The organism is Nostoc sp. MG11 (assembly GCF_014904695.1).
GTDB lineage: Bacteria > Cyanobacteriota > Cyanobacteriia > Cyanobacteriales > Nostocaceae > Komarekiella.
Map to the genome: position 1 here is coordinate 25,276 of NZ_JACXXN010000002.1, position 17,740 is coordinate 43,015.

At 40.0% G+C, this 17,740-nt stretch carries 19 protein-coding genes; 3 read left to right on the forward strand and 16 right to left on the reverse strand.

What is annotated here, in order from left to right:
- Nucleotides 1-2: 2 nt before the first annotated feature.
- From HCR01_RS02715 to HCR01_RS39815, 5 genes are all read right to left on the reverse strand, one after another.
- A complete protein-coding gene (locus tag HCR01_RS02715; RefSeq protein WP_193194308.1) occupies nt 3-308 on the reverse strand; it encodes a DUF3800 domain-containing protein in 306 nt (101 codons plus the stop codon).
- A 79-nt stretch (nt 309-387) separates the two neighbouring features.
- Nucleotides 388-582: a hypothetical protein gene (locus tag HCR01_RS02720; protein WP_193194310.1), complete on the reverse strand. Its 195-nt coding sequence runs from the start codon at nt 580-582 to the stop codon at nt 388-390.
- A gap of 87 nt (nt 583-669) precedes the next feature.
- Nucleotides 670-1,521: a restriction endonuclease subunit S gene (locus HCR01_RS02725; RefSeq protein WP_193194312.1), complete on the reverse strand. Its 852-nt coding sequence runs from the start codon at nt 1,519-1,521 to the stop codon at nt 670-672.
- The gene (locus tag HCR01_RS39810; RefSeq protein WP_264299872.1) at nt 1,518-2,675 is read right to left on the reverse strand and encodes an SAM-dependent methyltransferase; all 1,158 of its coding nucleotides are present in this window, start codon (nt 2,673-2,675) and stop codon (nt 1,518-1,520) included. Before HCR01_RS39810 ends, HCR01_RS02725 begins: the two co-directional genes overlap by 4 nt.
- 50 nt (nt 2,676-2,725) lie before the next feature.
- Entirely contained in the window at nt 2,726-3,637 is a 912-nt protein-coding gene (locus tag HCR01_RS39815) for a class I SAM-dependent DNA methyltransferase (protein WP_264299873.1), read from the reverse strand.
- 142 nt (nt 3,638-3,779) lie between these two features.
- Between HCR01_RS39815 and HCR01_RS02735 the strand changes: the two genes are divergently transcribed.
- A complete protein-coding gene (locus tag HCR01_RS02735) occupies nt 3,780-4,520 on the forward strand; it encodes an RNA methyltransferase (protein WP_193194314.1) in 741 nt (246 codons plus the stop codon).
- Nucleotides 4,521-4,695: 175 nt separating this feature from the next.
- The gene (locus HCR01_RS02740) at nt 4,696-6,258 is read left to right on the forward strand and encodes a serine hydrolase (RefSeq protein WP_193195162.1); all 1,563 of its coding nucleotides are present in this window, start codon (nt 4,696-4,698) and stop codon (nt 6,256-6,258) included.
- A 17-nt stretch (nt 6,259-6,275) separates the two neighbouring features.
- Here the strand turns inward: HCR01_RS02740 and HCR01_RS02745 are convergent, their stop codons facing one another.
- The 5 genes from HCR01_RS02745 to HCR01_RS02765 form a co-directional block, all read right to left on the reverse strand.
- A complete protein-coding gene (locus tag HCR01_RS02745; protein WP_226889093.1) occupies nt 6,276-6,764 on the reverse strand; it encodes a class I SAM-dependent methyltransferase in 489 nt (162 codons plus the stop codon).
- A 571-nt stretch (nt 6,765-7,335) separates the two neighbouring features.
- Nucleotides 7,336-8,454 (reverse strand): DNA-processing protein DprA, encoded by a 1,119-nt coding sequence (gene dprA / locus HCR01_RS02750; RefSeq protein WP_193195165.1) that lies wholly within the window; start codon nt 8,452-8,454, stop codon nt 7,336-7,338.
- Between the two features lie 214 nt (nt 8,455-8,668).
- Entirely contained in the window at nt 8,669-9,358 is a 690-nt protein-coding gene (locus tag HCR01_RS02755) for an ElyC/SanA/YdcF family protein (RefSeq protein WP_193194318.1), read from the reverse strand.
- Nucleotides 9,358-10,014 carry a DUF2301 domain-containing membrane protein gene (locus tag HCR01_RS02760; protein ID WP_193194320.1) on the reverse strand — a complete coding sequence of 219 codons (657 nt, stop codon included), beginning with the start codon at nt 10,012-10,014 and terminating at the stop codon, nt 9,358-9,360. The genes HCR01_RS02755 and HCR01_RS02760 overlap by 1 nt, the downstream gene beginning before the upstream one ends.
- Nucleotides 10,015-10,193: 179 nt before the next feature.
- Nucleotides 10,194-10,994, reverse strand: coding sequence for an S-adenosyl-l-methionine hydroxide adenosyltransferase family protein (locus tag HCR01_RS02765; protein WP_193194322.1), 801 nt, complete (start codon nt 10,992-10,994; stop codon nt 10,194-10,196).
- A 110-nt stretch (nt 10,995-11,104) separates the two neighbouring features.
- On the opposite strand from HCR01_RS02765, the gene HCR01_RS02770 reads away from it, so the two are divergent.
- Nucleotides 11,105-11,260 carry a hypothetical protein gene (locus HCR01_RS02770; RefSeq protein ID WP_193194324.1) on the forward strand — a complete coding sequence of 52 codons (156 nt, stop codon included), beginning with the start codon at nt 11,105-11,107 and terminating at the stop codon, nt 11,258-11,260.
- Between the two features lie 199 nt (nt 11,261-11,459).
- Here the strand turns inward: HCR01_RS02770 and HCR01_RS02775 are convergent, their stop codons facing one another.
- The 6 genes from HCR01_RS02775 to HCR01_RS02800 all read right to left on the reverse strand — a co-directional run bounded on the left by HCR01_RS02775 (nt 11,460) and on the right by HCR01_RS02800 (nt 17,711).
- Nucleotides 11,460-12,527, reverse strand: a complete 1,068-nt coding sequence (locus HCR01_RS02775) for an acyltransferase family protein (RefSeq protein WP_193194326.1) — start codon at nt 12,525-12,527, stop codon at nt 11,460-11,462.
- Nucleotides 12,528-12,702: 175 nt separating this feature from the next.
- A complete protein-coding gene (locus HCR01_RS02780) occupies nt 12,703-14,130 on the reverse strand; it encodes a sugar transferase (RefSeq protein WP_193194329.1) in 1,428 nt (475 codons plus the stop codon).
- A gap of 118 nt (nt 14,131-14,248) precedes the next feature.
- Complete coding sequence (locus HCR01_RS02785; protein WP_193194331.1) at nt 14,249-14,461, reverse strand: hypothetical protein; 213 nt, start codon at nt 14,459-14,461, stop codon at nt 14,249-14,251.
- Nucleotides 14,454-15,206, reverse strand: coding sequence for a WecB/TagA/CpsF family glycosyltransferase (locus HCR01_RS02790; protein WP_193195167.1), 753 nt, complete (start codon nt 15,204-15,206; stop codon nt 14,454-14,456). The genes HCR01_RS02785 and HCR01_RS02790 overlap by 8 nt, the downstream gene beginning before the upstream one ends.
- Before the next feature lie 116 nt (nt 15,207-15,322).
- The gene (locus HCR01_RS02795) at nt 15,323-16,471 is read right to left on the reverse strand and encodes a glycosyltransferase (RefSeq protein WP_193194333.1); all 1,149 of its coding nucleotides are present in this window, start codon (nt 16,469-16,471) and stop codon (nt 15,323-15,325) included.
- A 70-nt stretch (nt 16,472-16,541) separates the two neighbouring features.
- Nucleotides 16,542-17,711 (reverse strand): hypothetical protein, encoded by a 1,170-nt coding sequence (locus tag HCR01_RS02800; RefSeq protein ID WP_193194335.1) that lies wholly within the window; start codon nt 17,709-17,711, stop codon nt 16,542-16,544.
- Nucleotides 17,712-17,740 lie beyond the last annotated feature (29 nt).

Below are 17,740 nucleotides of genomic sequence, written 5' to 3' on the forward strand. Positions count from 1 at the left end.
TCCTACTGAGGACTTAAATTGTTAGGAATATTACAATTTTGAGTAAACATAATTCTGATTTTGATGATATCAGCTTCGATGAAGTCAAAAAACGCTTCCATCAAATAAATATATTTATATAGATATTGATCGGTTAATTTTGACCATTTAACCTCGTTGTACAAATTTAAATCATTTTTCTTAGCTATTAAAGCTTTTTGAACTTCGCGCAAGTCCTGAGAACGTACCAACGCACCACCATAAAAGTGAGAAAAGAAACGTCCTTTGTCAATCGATTCGTCACAATAAAATATATACTCCTTAGACAATTGCACCTCTCCTATGGCGATGCTACCCGCTAGTTAATTGCTGGTTAATTTGTACTATAGTAGCAGGAAAATCTCTGAATTACGCTGCTATGCTTCCATTCAGGATGCGAGGGAGGAATAAATCGCGGGCTTGGCTAAGGTCATTATTATATTTTTTCAGCAATTCAATTTCTATAAGAACTGAATTTGCAAAATTATTAAATTTATGCTGAAGCTGCTCATCAGGAATAAGAATTTTAACTCCGTGGATTACATTTCTATTTAAAGTTGGCACTGCTGTACCTGCTTGATAACTGCTTAGATCCATCTGTGAGAGTAGACAATAGGTAAAAGGTAGCGTAACTTTTTTAAACTCCTTTACCTAAAGCGTGGTGTTCAAGGGCCAGAAGTCTTTATGTATGTACATTACAGTTCCTACAGTTCCACTTCTTCCGGTTACAATACCAGGAGCTTTTACTTTAGGTGTATCATGAAATCCATTAATTCCAGTTGATGCATATACAGGGATATCTCCAGATTTTCGGTCTTTGCTTGGAAGATCAAAACCTCTCTGAAGTATTAAAGCTTCACTAAAATCTATACGATTCCACCCCTCTGGAATGCCATCAACTACCTTCACCGACTCGTAGCCAGGGAAGTGCAGACGCACAAACCATTCTTTGTAAAGCTGGTGGATAGACTCTTGCAGCAGTGCTATTCGGCGGTTGTTGTTGTCGATGAGATTGTCGTATGTTGAGAGGATGTCAGCTATGCGTTGTTGGGTTGTAAGTGGCGGAGTCAATATCGAAAAAGTTAGCAGTTTTTGTAGACTCAAATTATCCTGAGCAGCACCTTGTGCAATCTGTTTGTATCGTGCTTGTACAGTATCAAAGAAGTATTTGATATATCGCACATCACATATATGAGGATTAGCTATAAATCCAATGATACTGTATGGAAAACAAGCATTGAAAGAAAGAATAGCTGTGTCAGCAATATTTGCTGCAATTGTTATACATAAAGTACCTGCTGACCAAAGACGGCTTTGAGATAATCCTTTTTCATTGTATGTTTGTGTATAAGATCTAATATAAAAATGAGAGTGCTTTACGTCTCCGGTCTGAATAAAAGGATAATTTCCTCCATACAGAGACTCATCATCATGCGGTCTATGACGAGACCTACCTCTAGACACATATCCTAGTTCATCGAGTTTACGCTCAGCCCACGTCATATCCCCAACTCCTCAAAATTCGCCGCAATAGCCGCCGCTAACTCCACCGCCTCCTCATTCAAACTCGCCAACTCTAAATGAATTTCCCGCATTCTCTCCTCAAAATCATCCTCATCTTCCCCATCCAAAGCTGTCACACCCACATATCGCCCAGGTGTTAAACTACTATCCTGCTTGGCAATTTCATCACGAGTTACCAATTTACACAACCCCGGTACATCCACAAACACCGCTTCGGGAAACCGAGTTTGTAACCAGGTGACTTGCGCTTTCAAATACAGCGTAGACTTAATAGCAGAAATAGCCGTATCTCGACCTATATCAAGTACATCACGTTGTTTTTTTATTTCTTTCGCGTCCCAACTTTCTTGTTTACGCGCGTCTAGCTTTTTCTCTGCAAGTTCCACAGCACGGGTGGCGAGTTTATGCACTTCGTTGATGTGCTTTTGCAGAGTTTTCAATTGCGGAATAAATTGTACAAACTTTGCTGCACAGTCTTTTTGCGCTTCGTTAGTAGACAGTGATTCAGTTTGAGTTACAAAGCACGCAAGATGCATTTGTAATTCACTAATTAAATCTTGTCTCGCCGCAGCAAATTCTTTAATTCCCGTCTCCAACTCTAATAAAGTAGCGCGGAAAGTCTCTACATTCTCATTGGCAATATCTTCAGCAACTAATTCCTCAGCTTGCGGTAACTCCTTTAATAAAGGAAGGGAAGCACCAAGATGATCGCTAAAAATCTGCAATAATTGCATCAACTTAGCTAAGGGTGACTCTAACTGAGTTAGTACATCTTCAATAGTCCCCGCTTTTTGATGCGTTTTGTTTAAATATTCCCGCACCAACCCTAAATAACGTTCTTGCTGACCGCGATACAACCAAGCGATCGCAGTGATATTCTGGAGCTGTTCTTCACTAAAATCGCGGATTTTGCGCGTCACTACCCGGTAAACATTCCGCGCATCAATCATCAACACCTTGTCTTTGCGTTCCGCTGGTTTTCCCTTGTCAAAAAACCACAAGGTACAAGGTAGAGATTTTGTGTAAAAAAAGTTTGTGCCAATAGAGATAATCATATCCACTGCTTGAGTGGCGATCAACTCTTCTCGAATTTCCTTTTCTCCATGTCCCGCATCAGAAGCATAACTTGCCATCACAAACCCCGCCCTACCTCGCTCATTTAAAAACTGTAAAAATACTGTATTTATAAGTAATTTTCATTACTCACAGCTTTAGTTTTTGCAGCAATCCCCGGTATCTTTTTGTCACTAAACAATCGAGGGTCAGTCTTCACCTTCTCTGGACTTACTCCATCGACATTAAACGGCGGGTTAGACATGACAAAATCACATTTTCCCAGCAACTCTTCCCAGCGATCGTAAAAAGTATTATTCTGGCGAATGATCCCTTCTAAAGCATGTACTGCTGGGTTCATCCGCGATAGACGCGTATTAGTATCAGACTTTTCCTGTCCGTAAAAAGTAATTTTTGCGGCTGTCTTGGAAACTCCCCTCAAGTCGGTAAAGTCGCCCACAGAAGTTTTTGCTGCATCATCACCGCGATTTTCGAGAAAATGCCCCGTCTGCACAAACATACCCGCACTCCCGCAAGCTGGGTCTAGGACATTTCCCCGGTCAGGTTCAATCATATTTACAATTGTGCGTACCAAAGAAGGTGGTGTAAAAAATTCCCCTCCTTCCTGCGCGCCACTCATAGCAAACTTATTCAGAAAATACTCGTAAATTCGCCCAAACACATCACCCGTCGCCGTGCGTAACTCTTCCCGGTCAAAAATTCGCACCAAGTTGTACAGCAAATCTTGCTCAAAACTGGTGTAATCTTTTGGCAACACCCCCTGCAACATCTCGACTTCATCCTCAATGGCTTTCATCGCTGTATTAATGGCACTGCCAATATCTGCTTTTTCTGCCAAATTCAGCAGAGCATCATACTGAGCTTCTAGTGGTAAAAAAATCGCTGACTTGCTTTTAAAGTCATCTTTAGCGATCGCGCGTTTTCTCCCACCCCGTGATGGTAAACTCTCCTCAATCTCCACCTTTACAGCATTGAAGCGATTTGTTGCATGGCGGAGAAAGATTAACCCTAGTACGGGCATTTAGATGTCGGTAACTCGGGCAAAGAGAGAATTATATCGTGTCCAGTTGGGCAATGTGCCACGTTTACAATGGGGACAGGGACACACTTGTTTGAAAGCACCCTTATAATTATTTCTTTAGTGCGATCGCAGGAGGCAAAACATGAGCTTAGCTGGGTTAAGAATTGTGTTGGTAGAGCCAGCTGGGCCCTTAAATGTTGGGGCGATTGCCAGAGTCATGAAAAATTTCGGACTACATCATTTAGTATTAGTAAATCCTCAGTGCAATCCGCTGTCGATGGAAGCTTTAAAGATGGCAGTCCATGCTAAAGAAATTTTAGAATCTGCGGTATTGGTAGCAACTTTACCAGAAGCGTTGCAGGGATGTGTACGGGCGATCGCCACCACCGGGCGCGTTCGGAGTTGGGAAATGCCTTTAGAAAACCCTCGCACTGCGTTACCCTGGTTACTGGAGGAACCAGAAAAACCCGCAGCCCTAATTTTTGGCAGGGAAGACCGGGGATTAAGCAATGAAGAATTAAATTATGCTCAGCGGTTTGTTTGCATTCCCACAAATCAGAATTATCTATCTCTGAATTTGGCTACTGCTGTGGCAATCTGCTGTTATGAACTGGCACAATGTGCAGAGTTACCTGAGACTCAGACCCAATCTCAATCTGATCTCGCACCTTTGGATGTTGTGGAAGCATACTACCAGCAACTAGAATCGCTACTGTTGAAAATAGGTTATCTTTATCCGCATACGGCAGCTAGTCGTATGGAAAAATTCCGCCAACTGTACAATCGCGCTCACCTGGAAACAGGCGAAGTAGCAATGCTCCGCGGGATTATGCATCAGGTTGAATGGGCGCTTAAAAACCAGATTGATAGTGAAAACTTGTAACTCATTGTTTAATATGTATCCAATCATCTCCCAAAACGAAGAATATGGCTTAGACTTATAAACACAAAAATGCTACTTAGTAGCAGAGAGGATTTGAGTATCAAAGTATTTGAAGATTAAGTTTTGGGTCAGGAATCTGCAATAAATAAAGTCAAGCGTGTCACAAGGAGTAGCGGTGTCAGAGTCGAGTGACAAACTAACAGCTTTCTCGCGGCGTCAACCTTTAAATAGTCGCCAGCGTCCACTCATTCAAAAAGTGGGACAGAAGAAAGTGAAAAACCAGCAACAGAGTGCTACTGGTGGAGATGTAGGGTTAACACGCCCAAAAAATGGTATCAGTCCTCCCTCAATCCCTACTGGTACACGGAGGGTTAAGGGGTTAGTCATGCCAGCAGCAGTGAAACCAATTCCGACTGCAAAGGGGAAGATTCCACCCTTGAAACCGGGTGCTGTCAAGTCAAAAACAGTGCGTGTAGAAAAGCAGTTGTTGCCGAAAAAAGGCAGACCAGTATCGCGTAAGACGCGGTTAAAGCCAATGGCAAGAACTATGTTGTACGTCCTGCGATTATTAATTGTGGGAGTTGGTATTGGCGCGATTATCGGCACAGTGTTGTCAATATTAGACCCTGCTAATCGGATCAGCACAACTTCGTCGGGGCAATCTAATACTAATGTTGGTGTTGGGCGATCGCAACCACAACCTACCCAAAATCAATCAGTTTCGAGTTTATATCTCTCCCAAGAAATTACTTCCCTAAAAAATGCTGTGCAAAATCTGGCAGCAGCTAACTCAGATCTAACACCTGGAGCATTCTTAGTAGATTTAGACACTGGGGCTTACGTGGATGTGAATGGTTCCGCCAGTTTTCCAGCGGCTAGCACGATTAAAGTGCCGATTCTGATTGCTTTTTTCCAAGATGTAGATGCCGGGAAAATCCGCCTAGATGAAATGCTGACCATGCAACAGGAAATGATGGCTGGCGGCTCAGGAAATCTGCAATACAAACCAGCAGGAACTAAGTACTCCGCTTTAGAAGTCGCAACTAAAATGATTACAATCAGCGACAACACAGCGACAAATATATTAATTGCCCATATGGGAGGCATGGAGGTGCTAAACCAACGTTTTCGCAGTTGGGGATTGACAACCACAACAATTCGTAATCAACTTCCAGATTTACAAGGGACAAATACTACCAGTCCCAAAGAATTGGGGAATTTGATCGCTATTGTGAATCAGGGTAATTTGGTGAGTATGCGATCGCGCGATCTAATCCTTGATATCATGCGCCGAACTGAGAAAGATAATTTACTGCCATCCGGTTTAGGCACAGGTGCAAGGATATACCACAAAACGGGCGATATTGGGACAATGCTGGCGGATGCCGGTTTGGTTGATATCCCAACTGGCAAGCGCTACATAGCCGCTGTCATGGTACAACGCCCCACCAACGATCCTCGCGCCGAAAAACTGATTAGCTCAATTTCTCGTGCTGCTTACGAACAATTTAGCCAAAATGCTGTCACACCAAATAATACGCCGACTACCATACCTGGAACTAGTTATCAATCCCCAGTTATAACTCCTCCTCTCCCCAACCCTACAACAACTAATATGCCCATCAGCGGCTATCAGTCTCCAATAATAGCTCCTCCACCCAATGGCATGGGAAGTACTACACCCATAAATGGTTATCCATCTCCAGCGATGAATCCCCAATATTATCCCCCAAGATAATTTAGGATTTTATGAGTCTATGACTTAGTGCAAAAGAAAATATCTTCATTTTCATCAATTCTCATCCATTCTATTTCCTCCTGCTTAACAACTTCAGTAACTTTAATACGTTTGACGTTAAATCCAGCATCAATTAGACGTTGCTCGTAATCTTGACCGTAGCATCTAACGTGATCGGATTGACCAAATGCTTTTGCTCTTTCAGAAGGATCTATAATTGCTGGATCTTCATAAGTAGTTTCTAACATTATTGGTACTTGTAGGACAGCCCAACCTTCATAAGTTAAGACCCGATAAAATTCGCGCATTGCCTTGCGATCATCTAAAACGTGTTCAAGAACGTGGCTGCAATAAATTACATCAAAAGTATTATCTGGATATTGAATATTCGTAATATCCATCTTTACCATAGCGGCAGGATTATCAATATCTGCGGACAAATATTCTAAATTCTGCATTCCACTCAGTCGAGTAGCTAAACACCCTTCTGGTGCAACGTGGAGCATTTTTTTCTGATTTGAATCAAAAAGATTAGTTTTCTTTTGAAAGAATAACCAAATTAGTCGATGTCTTTCTACTGAATCGCAGATAGGACACCTAACATCCAGTCTGCGGGGATAGCCATATGGTAGAAAAGATCGCAAATTGCTTTGGCAAATCGGACAAAAACGAGCATTCCCAAAAAACAGAACTTGTCCTATAGGCCCTTTGACAACTTCGCGAGCCAAAGATCTAATTATTAAATTCATGATTTGTGGTTCATCTAAATAAAGAGAACATCAGTTGGTATTTAAGACGGCAATTCAGGAAATTGTCGTCTTAAATACCTAACTCACCGATAATAAATTCCGCTGCTAGTACCATTTCGAGTTTTTCAAAGTACTTGAGCGTAGGATTAAATGTTGGATACTGGAAATATCATGAATAAATTTATTGACTTATAATCAAGATATTTCACACTATTAATACCCAGTTGGCTCATTGACAAACTTGGCAAATTTATCCAAATAAAATTCCATACAATTTATTTTGTCATAGAGCAATTCTCATATTTAAAAATTAATATATCTTAAACTTTTAACTTTTCTGATACCGCATTCCTGGCAGTTGGGAAATTAAACCCATAAGTTCCAACTGTAATAAAGCACTGGAAACTGAGCTAGCAGGCAAATCTGTTTGTTGAACAATAAAATCAAAGGGTAGAGCATCACAAGTAAGTGCATCCATTACCCTTTGTAGTTCTGGCGATAAATCAGGCAAACTTAACTGCTCAAATATTGGTGATACCTCCATTACATCAAGTTGTGGAACTGCTCCCAACATAGTTAACAGTTCGTCTATTTCCTTAAGAATAAAAGAAGCTCCTTGATTTAGTAACTTTAAACAACCTTGAGCCGGGTTATCATCTAGCCTTCCAGGTAGTGCATAGACATCTCGACCAAATTCATTTGCATAGGTAGCTGTAATTAAAGCACCAGATTTCAAAGGTGCTTCCATTACCAAGATGGCACGGCTTAAACCTGCAATAATCCGGTTGCGGCGAGGAAAGTGAGTGCGATCGGGTGGGGTTTTTGTTGGATATTCACTCACAACTAACCCAGCAGTCAAAATATGTTTGTACAGATCTCGATTTTTGTGTGGATAGATGACATCTACACCAGTACCTAAAACAGCGATCGTCCGTCCACCTGCTTTCATCGCGGCGGTATGGCTTTCTGTGTCAATTCCCTCCGCCATACCAGAAACAACTGTAAAACCATTTTTAGCCAAAGCTGTGCTAATTTGGCGAGTCCAACGAATACCATACTCCGATGGTTGGCGTGTCCCCACAATCCCAACCAGTGGTTTTTGTCCCAGATTTTCTTGCAGTTCAACTTCACCGCGATAGTACAAAATTGGCGGTGGGCTAGGAGTTTCCAGCAGCAAACGGGGATAATCTGTATCTGCTGGTGTCCAGAAATGCGAGTTTTCTTGCTGATGTTTGATGAATAGATTTTCTGGGTGTAGACGCGATCGCTGTTGTACTACTTTTTCCAATGTCTGAAAGCCAAAACCTTCAACTTCTCCCAATTGAGCCTTGCTAGCTTTCCAAGCTATTGCTAGCGTACCGAAATGCTGTTGCAACCGTCGCAGCAATACCGGGCCAATCCCAGAAATTTGCGACCAAGCTAGCCAATACGCACCCTCTTCTACCACAATTCCATCCTCACGCCTACTGGTTTGAGTATTCCCCAAATTAGGCTTTTCTGTTTGTGTGCATGGATAGCAGGGGGGTAGGGGAAAGAATAATTAATGACAAATGACGAATTACGTAAAGCCTCCGGCATAGCTACGCTTAGAGCGCAGCGTGGCATAACCCATTACAAATTACAAATTATGAATTATGAATTAGAGCGAAGCGACTTATCTCCTATGCTTTCCAATTGAAAAACCGAGCATAAATATAAGCGATAGTTTCTGACATGATTGTCCGCACACCTTCGCTAGAAACCCACCACTTACTTGGATCGTAATTATTGTTTTTGGCTGCAATTACACCCACTTTAATTTGGGGAGCAAGTATTTGTTTGAATAACAGCCAACTCCTACGGGAATGAACGTCCCAGGAGAGAAGATTAATTGATTTTATCTTGATATCTGAATTAGATAGCCAGCGGCGAAACTCGGCAGCAGATGCATAACTACGATTCTTGATAACAGAAGGAGTAGGAACAGCTATCACTTTCTCTGATGCTAAACCGAGCTTTTTGAAGGTAGCGGCTGAAACTTCTGCAAAGTTTTTGTATCCAATCAGATAACTTCCTCTATCTATGCTGCTTCCTGTAGTAATAATTAGGCGATAAGAACCACTATTAAACTCAGTCAAAGCTTGTTGTATTCCATAGTCTGGTACCCATCCTTCAACAACTAATGCATCTGCTGTTTTGATGGGAGAATTTACGGCTAGAAATGGGTGGATATGAGTAATTAGCAAGAATATTAAAGAAGCGGCAGTAGCAATAAATATCAACCATCCCTGAGCCGTAAGTGTCCAGATTTGTTGGCGTTTAAGTAGCCGAAATTTGGGAATTTTTAGATATTTGTGAGATCTTCTCTGCATTAAGCCTTTACTGAGCTTTGATTTTTCAAATAAGCAAATACAGATTTATCGCCGATATCAGGAGGAATTGCTTGCACTACTTTACGCAAAGCAAATACTAGAAACAAAATTGCCCAAACTCCTAATAAAATCTGTTCTGCTTGAGTTGGTATAATGCCCACTAAATGTCCTAATAATAGTAGTGGTACAGTAATAGTTAATACCTTGGTTTCCAGACGATTAAAGCAAAAAGCTTCTTTGAAATAAATGCCTGTTAAAGCAACGAAAGTAAAACCAACTCCGAATAAAGTAACGGGATGATTGTAAACAGTAAGAGCCAAAGGTTCACTACTAGCCAGGGCGAAGGCTACAGCTGTAATGCTACCGATCGCCCAAAAAATTTGCAACAATCGGTGTAGTGATGCCATGTAGATATGAATGGTAAATAAACTGACACCGAGAGCGAGACTAAAGCAGGCATATAACAGCGTCAGTGTGGTGAAAACATTCGGGTTATTGTTGAGCAAAACCAAAGCGCTGCCGATGGCAAAGCTAAGTGCAGCTACCATTAAACCAGCACGATAAATAATTACGCCGGTGCGATCGCTCTGAGTAATTGTAAATTCCCCGAACTGACCTTGATAAATTTCTGGTGCGGATAGTGTTTGCGTAGTCATATAAAAGCAATGAGTAAGGATAGCCAGTAGTTTGCGCTGCTGATTCCCTTGTCAAGTGCGAAGGGAATTTACTGACTGGTTACTTTTATTATGATGGGCAATCAGGCTAACTTAGCATCATAATATTTCTTCGCTTGCAACAGGTAGGAGTAACAAGCACTTTGGAGCTTAGTTATTTCTTATAAAAATAAGACTTGTAACGTATCTTGCCAGTTAATCTGTAACTGTAAATGAGCATTACCGCTATTAATAGCAATTTCTACCCAGCCATGACTGCCAATTAAAGCGATCGCTTCTCCAACATTGACATCAGCGTAAGTTTCACATCCAGGTATAGTCAACCCAGCGACTTGCACACTCCAAGTTTTGCCTTGCACGCAACTCCTTGGAATGTTGCTCACTAAGTTGCCAAAGTGATCAATGTATTGAATGCAACCCGCCATACCAGTTGGTGTTTCGTTACAATAGTTTATATCCAGTTGTACCAAATCTGTGGGATTAATTTCTCGTCCAAGCTGTTTGAGAGGAACACCATTAGCAAGATTGGCTCCTACTGGTGCAAAGATATCTCTACCGTGAAAAGTCTTGCTTGGTTGAGGCGTTCTCCAATAATCAGGGTTTGTGAGTTCAACAGCAGCGATCGCAGGACTTTGACTTAGTACCCCACTGAAGATACCATTATCTGGGCCGACTAAAAAACCTTGAGCAAACTCTACTGCGATCGCCCGTCGCTTACCTCCCACACCCGGATCTACCACCGCTACATGTACTGTCCCAACTGGGAAATATGCATAAGCATTCATCAGGCAAAACCTAGCTGCGGCGATGTTTTGCGGTGGAATCTGGTGCGTTAAGTCCACCACAATTAAATTGGGGTTGATTTGAGCTATGACTCCTTTGATCACGCCTACATACCCATCGCGATCGCCAAAATCGCTCAGCAGGGTGAGGAGTGGTTGATTTATCTGCTTTTCAGACACGGCTAGCTCAGCAAATTAAAAGAAATCATATTTTTCTGTAACAACAGCTACTAAATTTATGTTATGTTAGGATTACGCGACATAAAGATAAAATTAAAGAGGTAATCATTATGGCCAACAGCAGACTACAAGCTACAAGAAAAGCAAGAGAAGTTCACAGAGTGAATATTCAAAGAAGCCTAGAGCATCGCTTACAAGTTGCTAGAGCGCAGGGTAACGAAAGCCTGATTCGTCAACTGGAAGCTGAAATGAAGTATTTCGGCTAACTCAAGTTTTCATTATTCATAGTTTTGTTTATGCTTAACCCGCTAAACCGGGTTTTTTTGTTTTTAGGGTAGCGGAACTATTCCATAGGCGATATCCCTAATGCCCAATACCCCATACCCGAATGGCACTAAATTTAAGGCGGGTGATGGGCAACATTAGGCGGCATCGGCAAAACACAATCTGTTTAATGTAAATTATTTATTTAGCTTCACCAACTGAATATCGGAAAAGTTTACTTCTTTTGTGTAAGAAGTTGTAAATCAATATAGGCCCTAACGTGGAAGCGATATATCCAAGAGTAAATTGTATTAATGGGTCAGTTATGCCAAATTTTACCAAAATGGTTCTCGTAGTTGAGCCAACAAGTATGTGAAGCAAATAGATGCTCATACTAAGCAGGCCGAAGTAAACAAAAACGTCTGCAATCGATTGTGAAAACCGATTCAACCACTGAAACATAGGAAATGGTTGATTCCAAGTGGCAAGTATATACATAAATGTAAAACCTATGATGCCATTCATAAACTTTGTGACTAAGCCATATTCGCTACCTAGAAAATAGTTAATGCTGAGCATCAAGAAAGTACAAGTTAACAAGAGTAAGACAGTTAAACTAGATGGTGTTTTCTCTAGTCTGAAACGAATATTTGTGATATATGGTGCAATAGCAATTCCAAAAGCATAGAAGATATTAAAATAGCAAATTTCTACCAATGGTTCTTTCAGGTTAAATGAAAGTGCAAACAAGGCAATCGAAATTGCGTAATAAACTAATTGAGAACCAAGCTTGTTGATTGTCAGAAAAGATAAAACTGTTGCTAATAATAATGCATGAAAAAACCAGAAAATAAAATTAGGATAAATTATTGATTGAATCAGTCCAATAAAGGAGAACTTAATACTACCAGATAAAGAGCGAAAAATGTAATAAATTGGGGCCCAACAAACCAAAGGAATAAGTATCCTAGTAAACTTAGAATTAATAAATTTGGCATAACTATTGTTGCTACTACTAAAAACACTAAAGCAAATGCCAGAAATAATAAAAAATATTGGCATATGAAAAGTGTAAATAAAATTATATATCCACCCCATGTATGGTAAATCTTGCTCGTATAATTGACGAATACCGGAATCTCGATTCCCAATTACATGACCTAGAGCTACAAAAGCGATCGCAATTCCTCGAATAAAATATAAATCTTGAGATAAAGTTTTTTTAATATTAGAATTAGCTTCTTGTTTGATAACTGAAGATTTTTTCATATTTTTACCTATCGGTGAGAAATACCGAGTTTGAAGTTTAATATTTCAACACTAGTAAGTTGAAGCAAAGTATTAGCTAATTATTTCTAATGATGATAATTTAATTATCTAGATAAGATGCGATCGCATCTTTATAAGGAATTAGCGATCGCATCTTATAGTTATAATTTGCTAATTAGTAAGCGCCAGTCTTTTGTAGTACAACACTCACAGTTTTCAGCAAAATCTTCAGGTCTAGCCAAAGCGACCAGTTTTCAATGTAGGTGATATCTAATTTCACCCCATCTTCAAAGTTTTCAATATCAGAGCGACCAGAAACCTGCCACAATCCGGTGATCCCAGGCAAAACTTCTTGTCTGATAAAGTGAGTTGTTTGGAACCTTTCTACATCTCTAACAGGGAGAGGGCGCGGCCCAACTAGGCTCATTTCCCCAATTAGAACATTAAACAGTTGCGGCAATTCGTCTAGACTGTAACGACGTAGAAATTTGCCAACTCGTGTCACACGAGGGTCGTCTTTGAGTTTAAACAAGATGCCATCTTTGATTTCATTCTTTGCTTCTAGAGATGCTTGCAACTTTTCCGCATTTGCAACCATTGTGCGGAACTTCCAGATTTTAAACTCCTTACAATGTAGACCAATTCGCTTCTGCTTAAACAAGATTGGTCCAGGAGAATCTAGCTTAATTAGCAAGGAAATCAACAAATAGATAGGTGCTAGCAGCAACAGCAAAATACTTGCACAACAAAGGTCAAAGCCGCGCTTAACCCAAAAATCACTACCTGCAATAATTGGTGCAGGAATTGTCAGACATGGCACTTCCCCAATCATCCACAATACAGTTTTAGGCGGTAGAACTTCCCTTTCTGTAGGCAAAATGCGGAGGGTAATACCAGCACTCATGAAATGCCAAGAAATGTACAAACGGTTTTTAATCGCATTCCAAGAAACGAAAGCCTCAACAATGCCTTGATTGCGAAGAAACTCTAAGGTTGACTCTCGTTTATATCTATCCAAAGAGCTAGCCTCAGCCACTCCCATCAAGTTGTAGCAATTCTCTTTTTCAATTAATCTGATGCTACTTTGTTGATCTTCTGCATCTGTGATCAGAAAAACAGGGTAACGAATTGCTCCTTTTTTTCGCACAAGGTTAGTAGCAACATCAAAGCTCAAACGAGCAACACAGATAAAGATTACAGAAAACAACCAAAATAAGATAAAACTTGAGCGTGAAACATAACGACTTGGTTCATAGAGAAACGCAATCAGCAAGAGGAAAAATTCTGACAGAGAAACTGCTTTGATTAGACGAGCATAATTACGGCGGTGAATGCCTGCCTCATATAGGCCTTGAGCTGCCATCATTCCTATTGCTACCGCGAGAGTTAGCAATTGAAAAGATGATCTTTCAGTCCAAGGAGAATCTAATGGTGTTCCATAAAATATTGCTAACTTCCATGCCAAGGTTAGAGACATGGCATCAAGCAGGATAAGCGTGATTACCCGAAGTACTTTGAGAGCTAGCCCTCTCTGTATTCTTGTGCCTTTAGCTGATCTTAAGTCTGGTTTGAAATCTATTAATGGGAGGTATCTGGATGTCATTGTTCCTATACTCTCTGCGTTTCAGATGGAACTGCACTCTGGATTTGATAGATGATTCAGTCATGATTGACTAGCAAAGTCTATGTGAAGTAGACTGCAATGCTTTACAAAGCTAGTTTCAACGTTTTAGAGCATGGTCAAACGCTTTCGTTATAGCATTCCGTACCAACTTGGGTTTGAGCTTTGAGTCTAGTCGTAAGGGATGCACTGGTACAGAGAGAATCTGAGTAGGGAGTATATGTGGAACAGACATAGCGCGATCGCTAAATCTCCCAGTTAATATTGCAATCATGAGAACTTGTCGCCTAGCCACTAATAGGTTATTAAGCACTGAGAATTTCCTGTAATAAGAGTCTGACTACAAACCAAGGCTCTAGTAAGTAACGCCTCCACAGCCTTCGTGGCTCACTAAACAGGCGATACAACCACTCCAAGCCCAACTTACCCATCCAACGAGGTGGAGTTGGAACAGCTCCAGCTACATAGTCAATACAGGCTCCACTAGTAAGAATGGTATTGGTCTGGATATGCTCTAGATTGTCTAGAATCCAGTGTTCTTGGCGTGGCATACCCATGCCTACCATTAATACGTGGGGTTGGTAAGCGTTAATTGCTGCCAGCGTGGCAAGGTTTTCTTGATTACCTCCCATATTGATGTAGCCATGAGCTGTCGCAATCTGTAAACCAGCAAACTTCTCTCGCAAAATCCTAGCTCCTTGCTCTGCTACTCCTGGCTTTGAGCCAAGATAGAATACACGCCAACCTCGCTGAGCTGCTTCAGACATTAAAGGCCATACCCAGTCAGCATAGGTAACTCTTTGCTCTCGCTTGAGTGGAAAACCAAGTAATTTTCCCAGGAACACCAAAGGCATACCGTCGATATGAACATAGTCTGCTTTGGCATAAAAAGCTTGCATTTTAGAACTGTGATGATAAAGATAAAGACTATGCAGATTGTGATTGGCAATGATCCATTTTTTATCCTGCTCGATAGATTCTGTAATCAATGAATTTAGTTCAGGTATGGCAAGCGCGTCTACTTGAACACCAAGAAATTTGTATGGCGATCGCTTCATAGAAACTTGTTCTAAATTTTCTAAATTTTTCTTGAGCAAAGATAAAAAATCACCCTTAAATAGAAAAGTTATGGACAAACTTTGCTCTTAGGGTTACTTGAATGAATAGATTTTTATTACTTGACTGCCTGTAAAAGCACCTCAGCAACCATTTGTGCTTTTGCACTCCAAGAATATCTATCTTGAATTAGGCTATGTGCAGTTTCCACAAGTGGCTCGTATTTGTTTAGATTCAAAGTTGCCTCCAAAACTGTATTAGCCACCTCTTGGGCAGAGTCTCCTGAAATCAACAGATGTTTTTGATGATGAAATTCCTCTAAACCTCTCAAACCTTCGGGTGTAGATACAACCAATTTTCTACTAGCGAAATAATCTAATGCTTTATTACGTGCTCCGCCAGCAACCGCTTGCTTGGGGAATGGCAAAAGACCTATATCTGCATATTTTAAATGCGTAATAAAATCTTTTCGCTCTGGCAAAAAACCGACAAATGTTATGTTTGACGGTAATACTTCTTCCACTTCCTTAGCATCACGTCCAATAACAACAAAATGTACTTTTTGCTGGTGATTTTCTAGATATTTAGCTGCTTCAATAGTCATAGATACAGACATATCATTGCTTGGAAACTGAAATGTTTTAGGAGCTACAACAACAGCTATTTTTGCTGGTCGCAGTGCATGATATGGATCTTTGTTATGAGCATCTTTAACATTTACTATGTCTTCAGTAACGCCATTTCCTATACAGAAAATTTTGTGCGATTTCTTACCATACCACTGCTTAATTAGTTGTGGAGTTGATTCACCCGCGGCAATAATTGGATTCCCAGAAAATACAAGTACACCCTGAGCAATGTATGTCTTAATAAATTGCAGAAATTCTTTAAATGGATTAGCAACAGAAGATAAGCGGCTCCAATATTCAAAAGCAGAAAAAGTATGGAAATCCAACACAAGAGAGCAGTTTTTTTGTTTTATAAACGTGAGTGAAATTAGAGCGGCGAATCCAGGTAGAGTTTCCTGAGCATATACTATATCTGGACGGAAATCTTCTATGCACTTTTGCACTGCTCTAACATATAAACTCAAACTTCTTGAACCAACAGATACAGAGGGTGCATAATCAACTGCGGAACAGTTTAAGCCAAGTTGATAAACCTCAAAATATTTGAGTAGATATTGTCCAAGGTAGAAAGGTCTAGTAAACGCACCGAATGGTTGAGTTGAATCAAGAGTAGAGACTATCAATAAGCGTTTACTCATATTGATTGGATATCCTTATTTATTAACAAAATGTGTTTTTAAACCATAGGTTTTACCATAGCAAAATAAACTAATTTAAGATTTTAGGCTTTTTCAATACTTCATTTAAAAACTGAGTAACATTCTTACTTTGCGATTCAAAAGAATAAGATGTATGAACTTTCTCCATATTCAAGCGGAGTGAAGCCAGCATTTGCTTATTGCGAAGAGATTTGGCTAAATCCTCAACATCAGAAAAAGTAAATCCGAAAGGCTTATCTTTCCAATGCTCTTCAACGAACTTACTGGTTTTAGTCACAGCTAATGGGGTAGTAGAGGTTAACGAAGAAGCAAAGCGAGTAGATAGACCTGAAGTAACCCAATTACGCATTGTACTGTTGTACTCGTTGTACATAACTAGATGAGCGTCAAATTGTGAAATATATTCAGCAAATTGACCTTCAAATATCTCATCATTAGAGAAATCAGGGTACAGGTGAAGATTGGGAATATTTTTTGTATCTGCTTGTGATGGAAGAAAAATATGAATACCTTGCTTTGCTAATTCCTGAAAAAACGAACCTAAAGCATCCCGACAACTATGAACTTTAAAACCTAAATAAAAGTTTTTGTGCCATAGTTCACTAGCTCGTCCAGTAAAGACAACATGAGGATTATCATCAAATCGATGGAGTTGTGGTATATTATTAGACTTAATATTAGTGTTGGAAGAATAGGCTTTTTCAAAGAAGGGTTCAACCATTACTAAATAAGGCTTATTCTCTGTATTAGGAATATTTTTTACAAACATATTCCTTTGTGTATGCGAATAAAATATATAACTGTCAATCAGTGAATTCACATTACGATAGCGCCAATTCATGCGGATTTCAGTTAATTTATTAACGGCATTGGGATAAGTATTCACGCAATGAACAATTTTAGCCATAGGGTAAATTGTTTTCACCATTTGCAGGGGCTTTAAAATCAATGCACCCTCCCAAGAAAATAAAATATCGGGTGTTCCTCCAAGGAAATTTTCTACCTTTTGTTGCTTCTCTGTGGAGAAATCATCCCAAAAATTAAATATAGGAATTTCATTTTCTTTAAATCCCCAATTCTCAATTTCACTTTGGGTTGCCGCAGATTGTTTCCAGTCCAAAACTGCAACGTTTAAGCCTAAACTTTTAAGCCCCTGTATCCAATTTGTACAAGTTGGATTTGCTAGAAAAGTTATAACAAGAACTTTGATTTTAGACATTTGTCTTATGTATTTAATTAGAATTTATG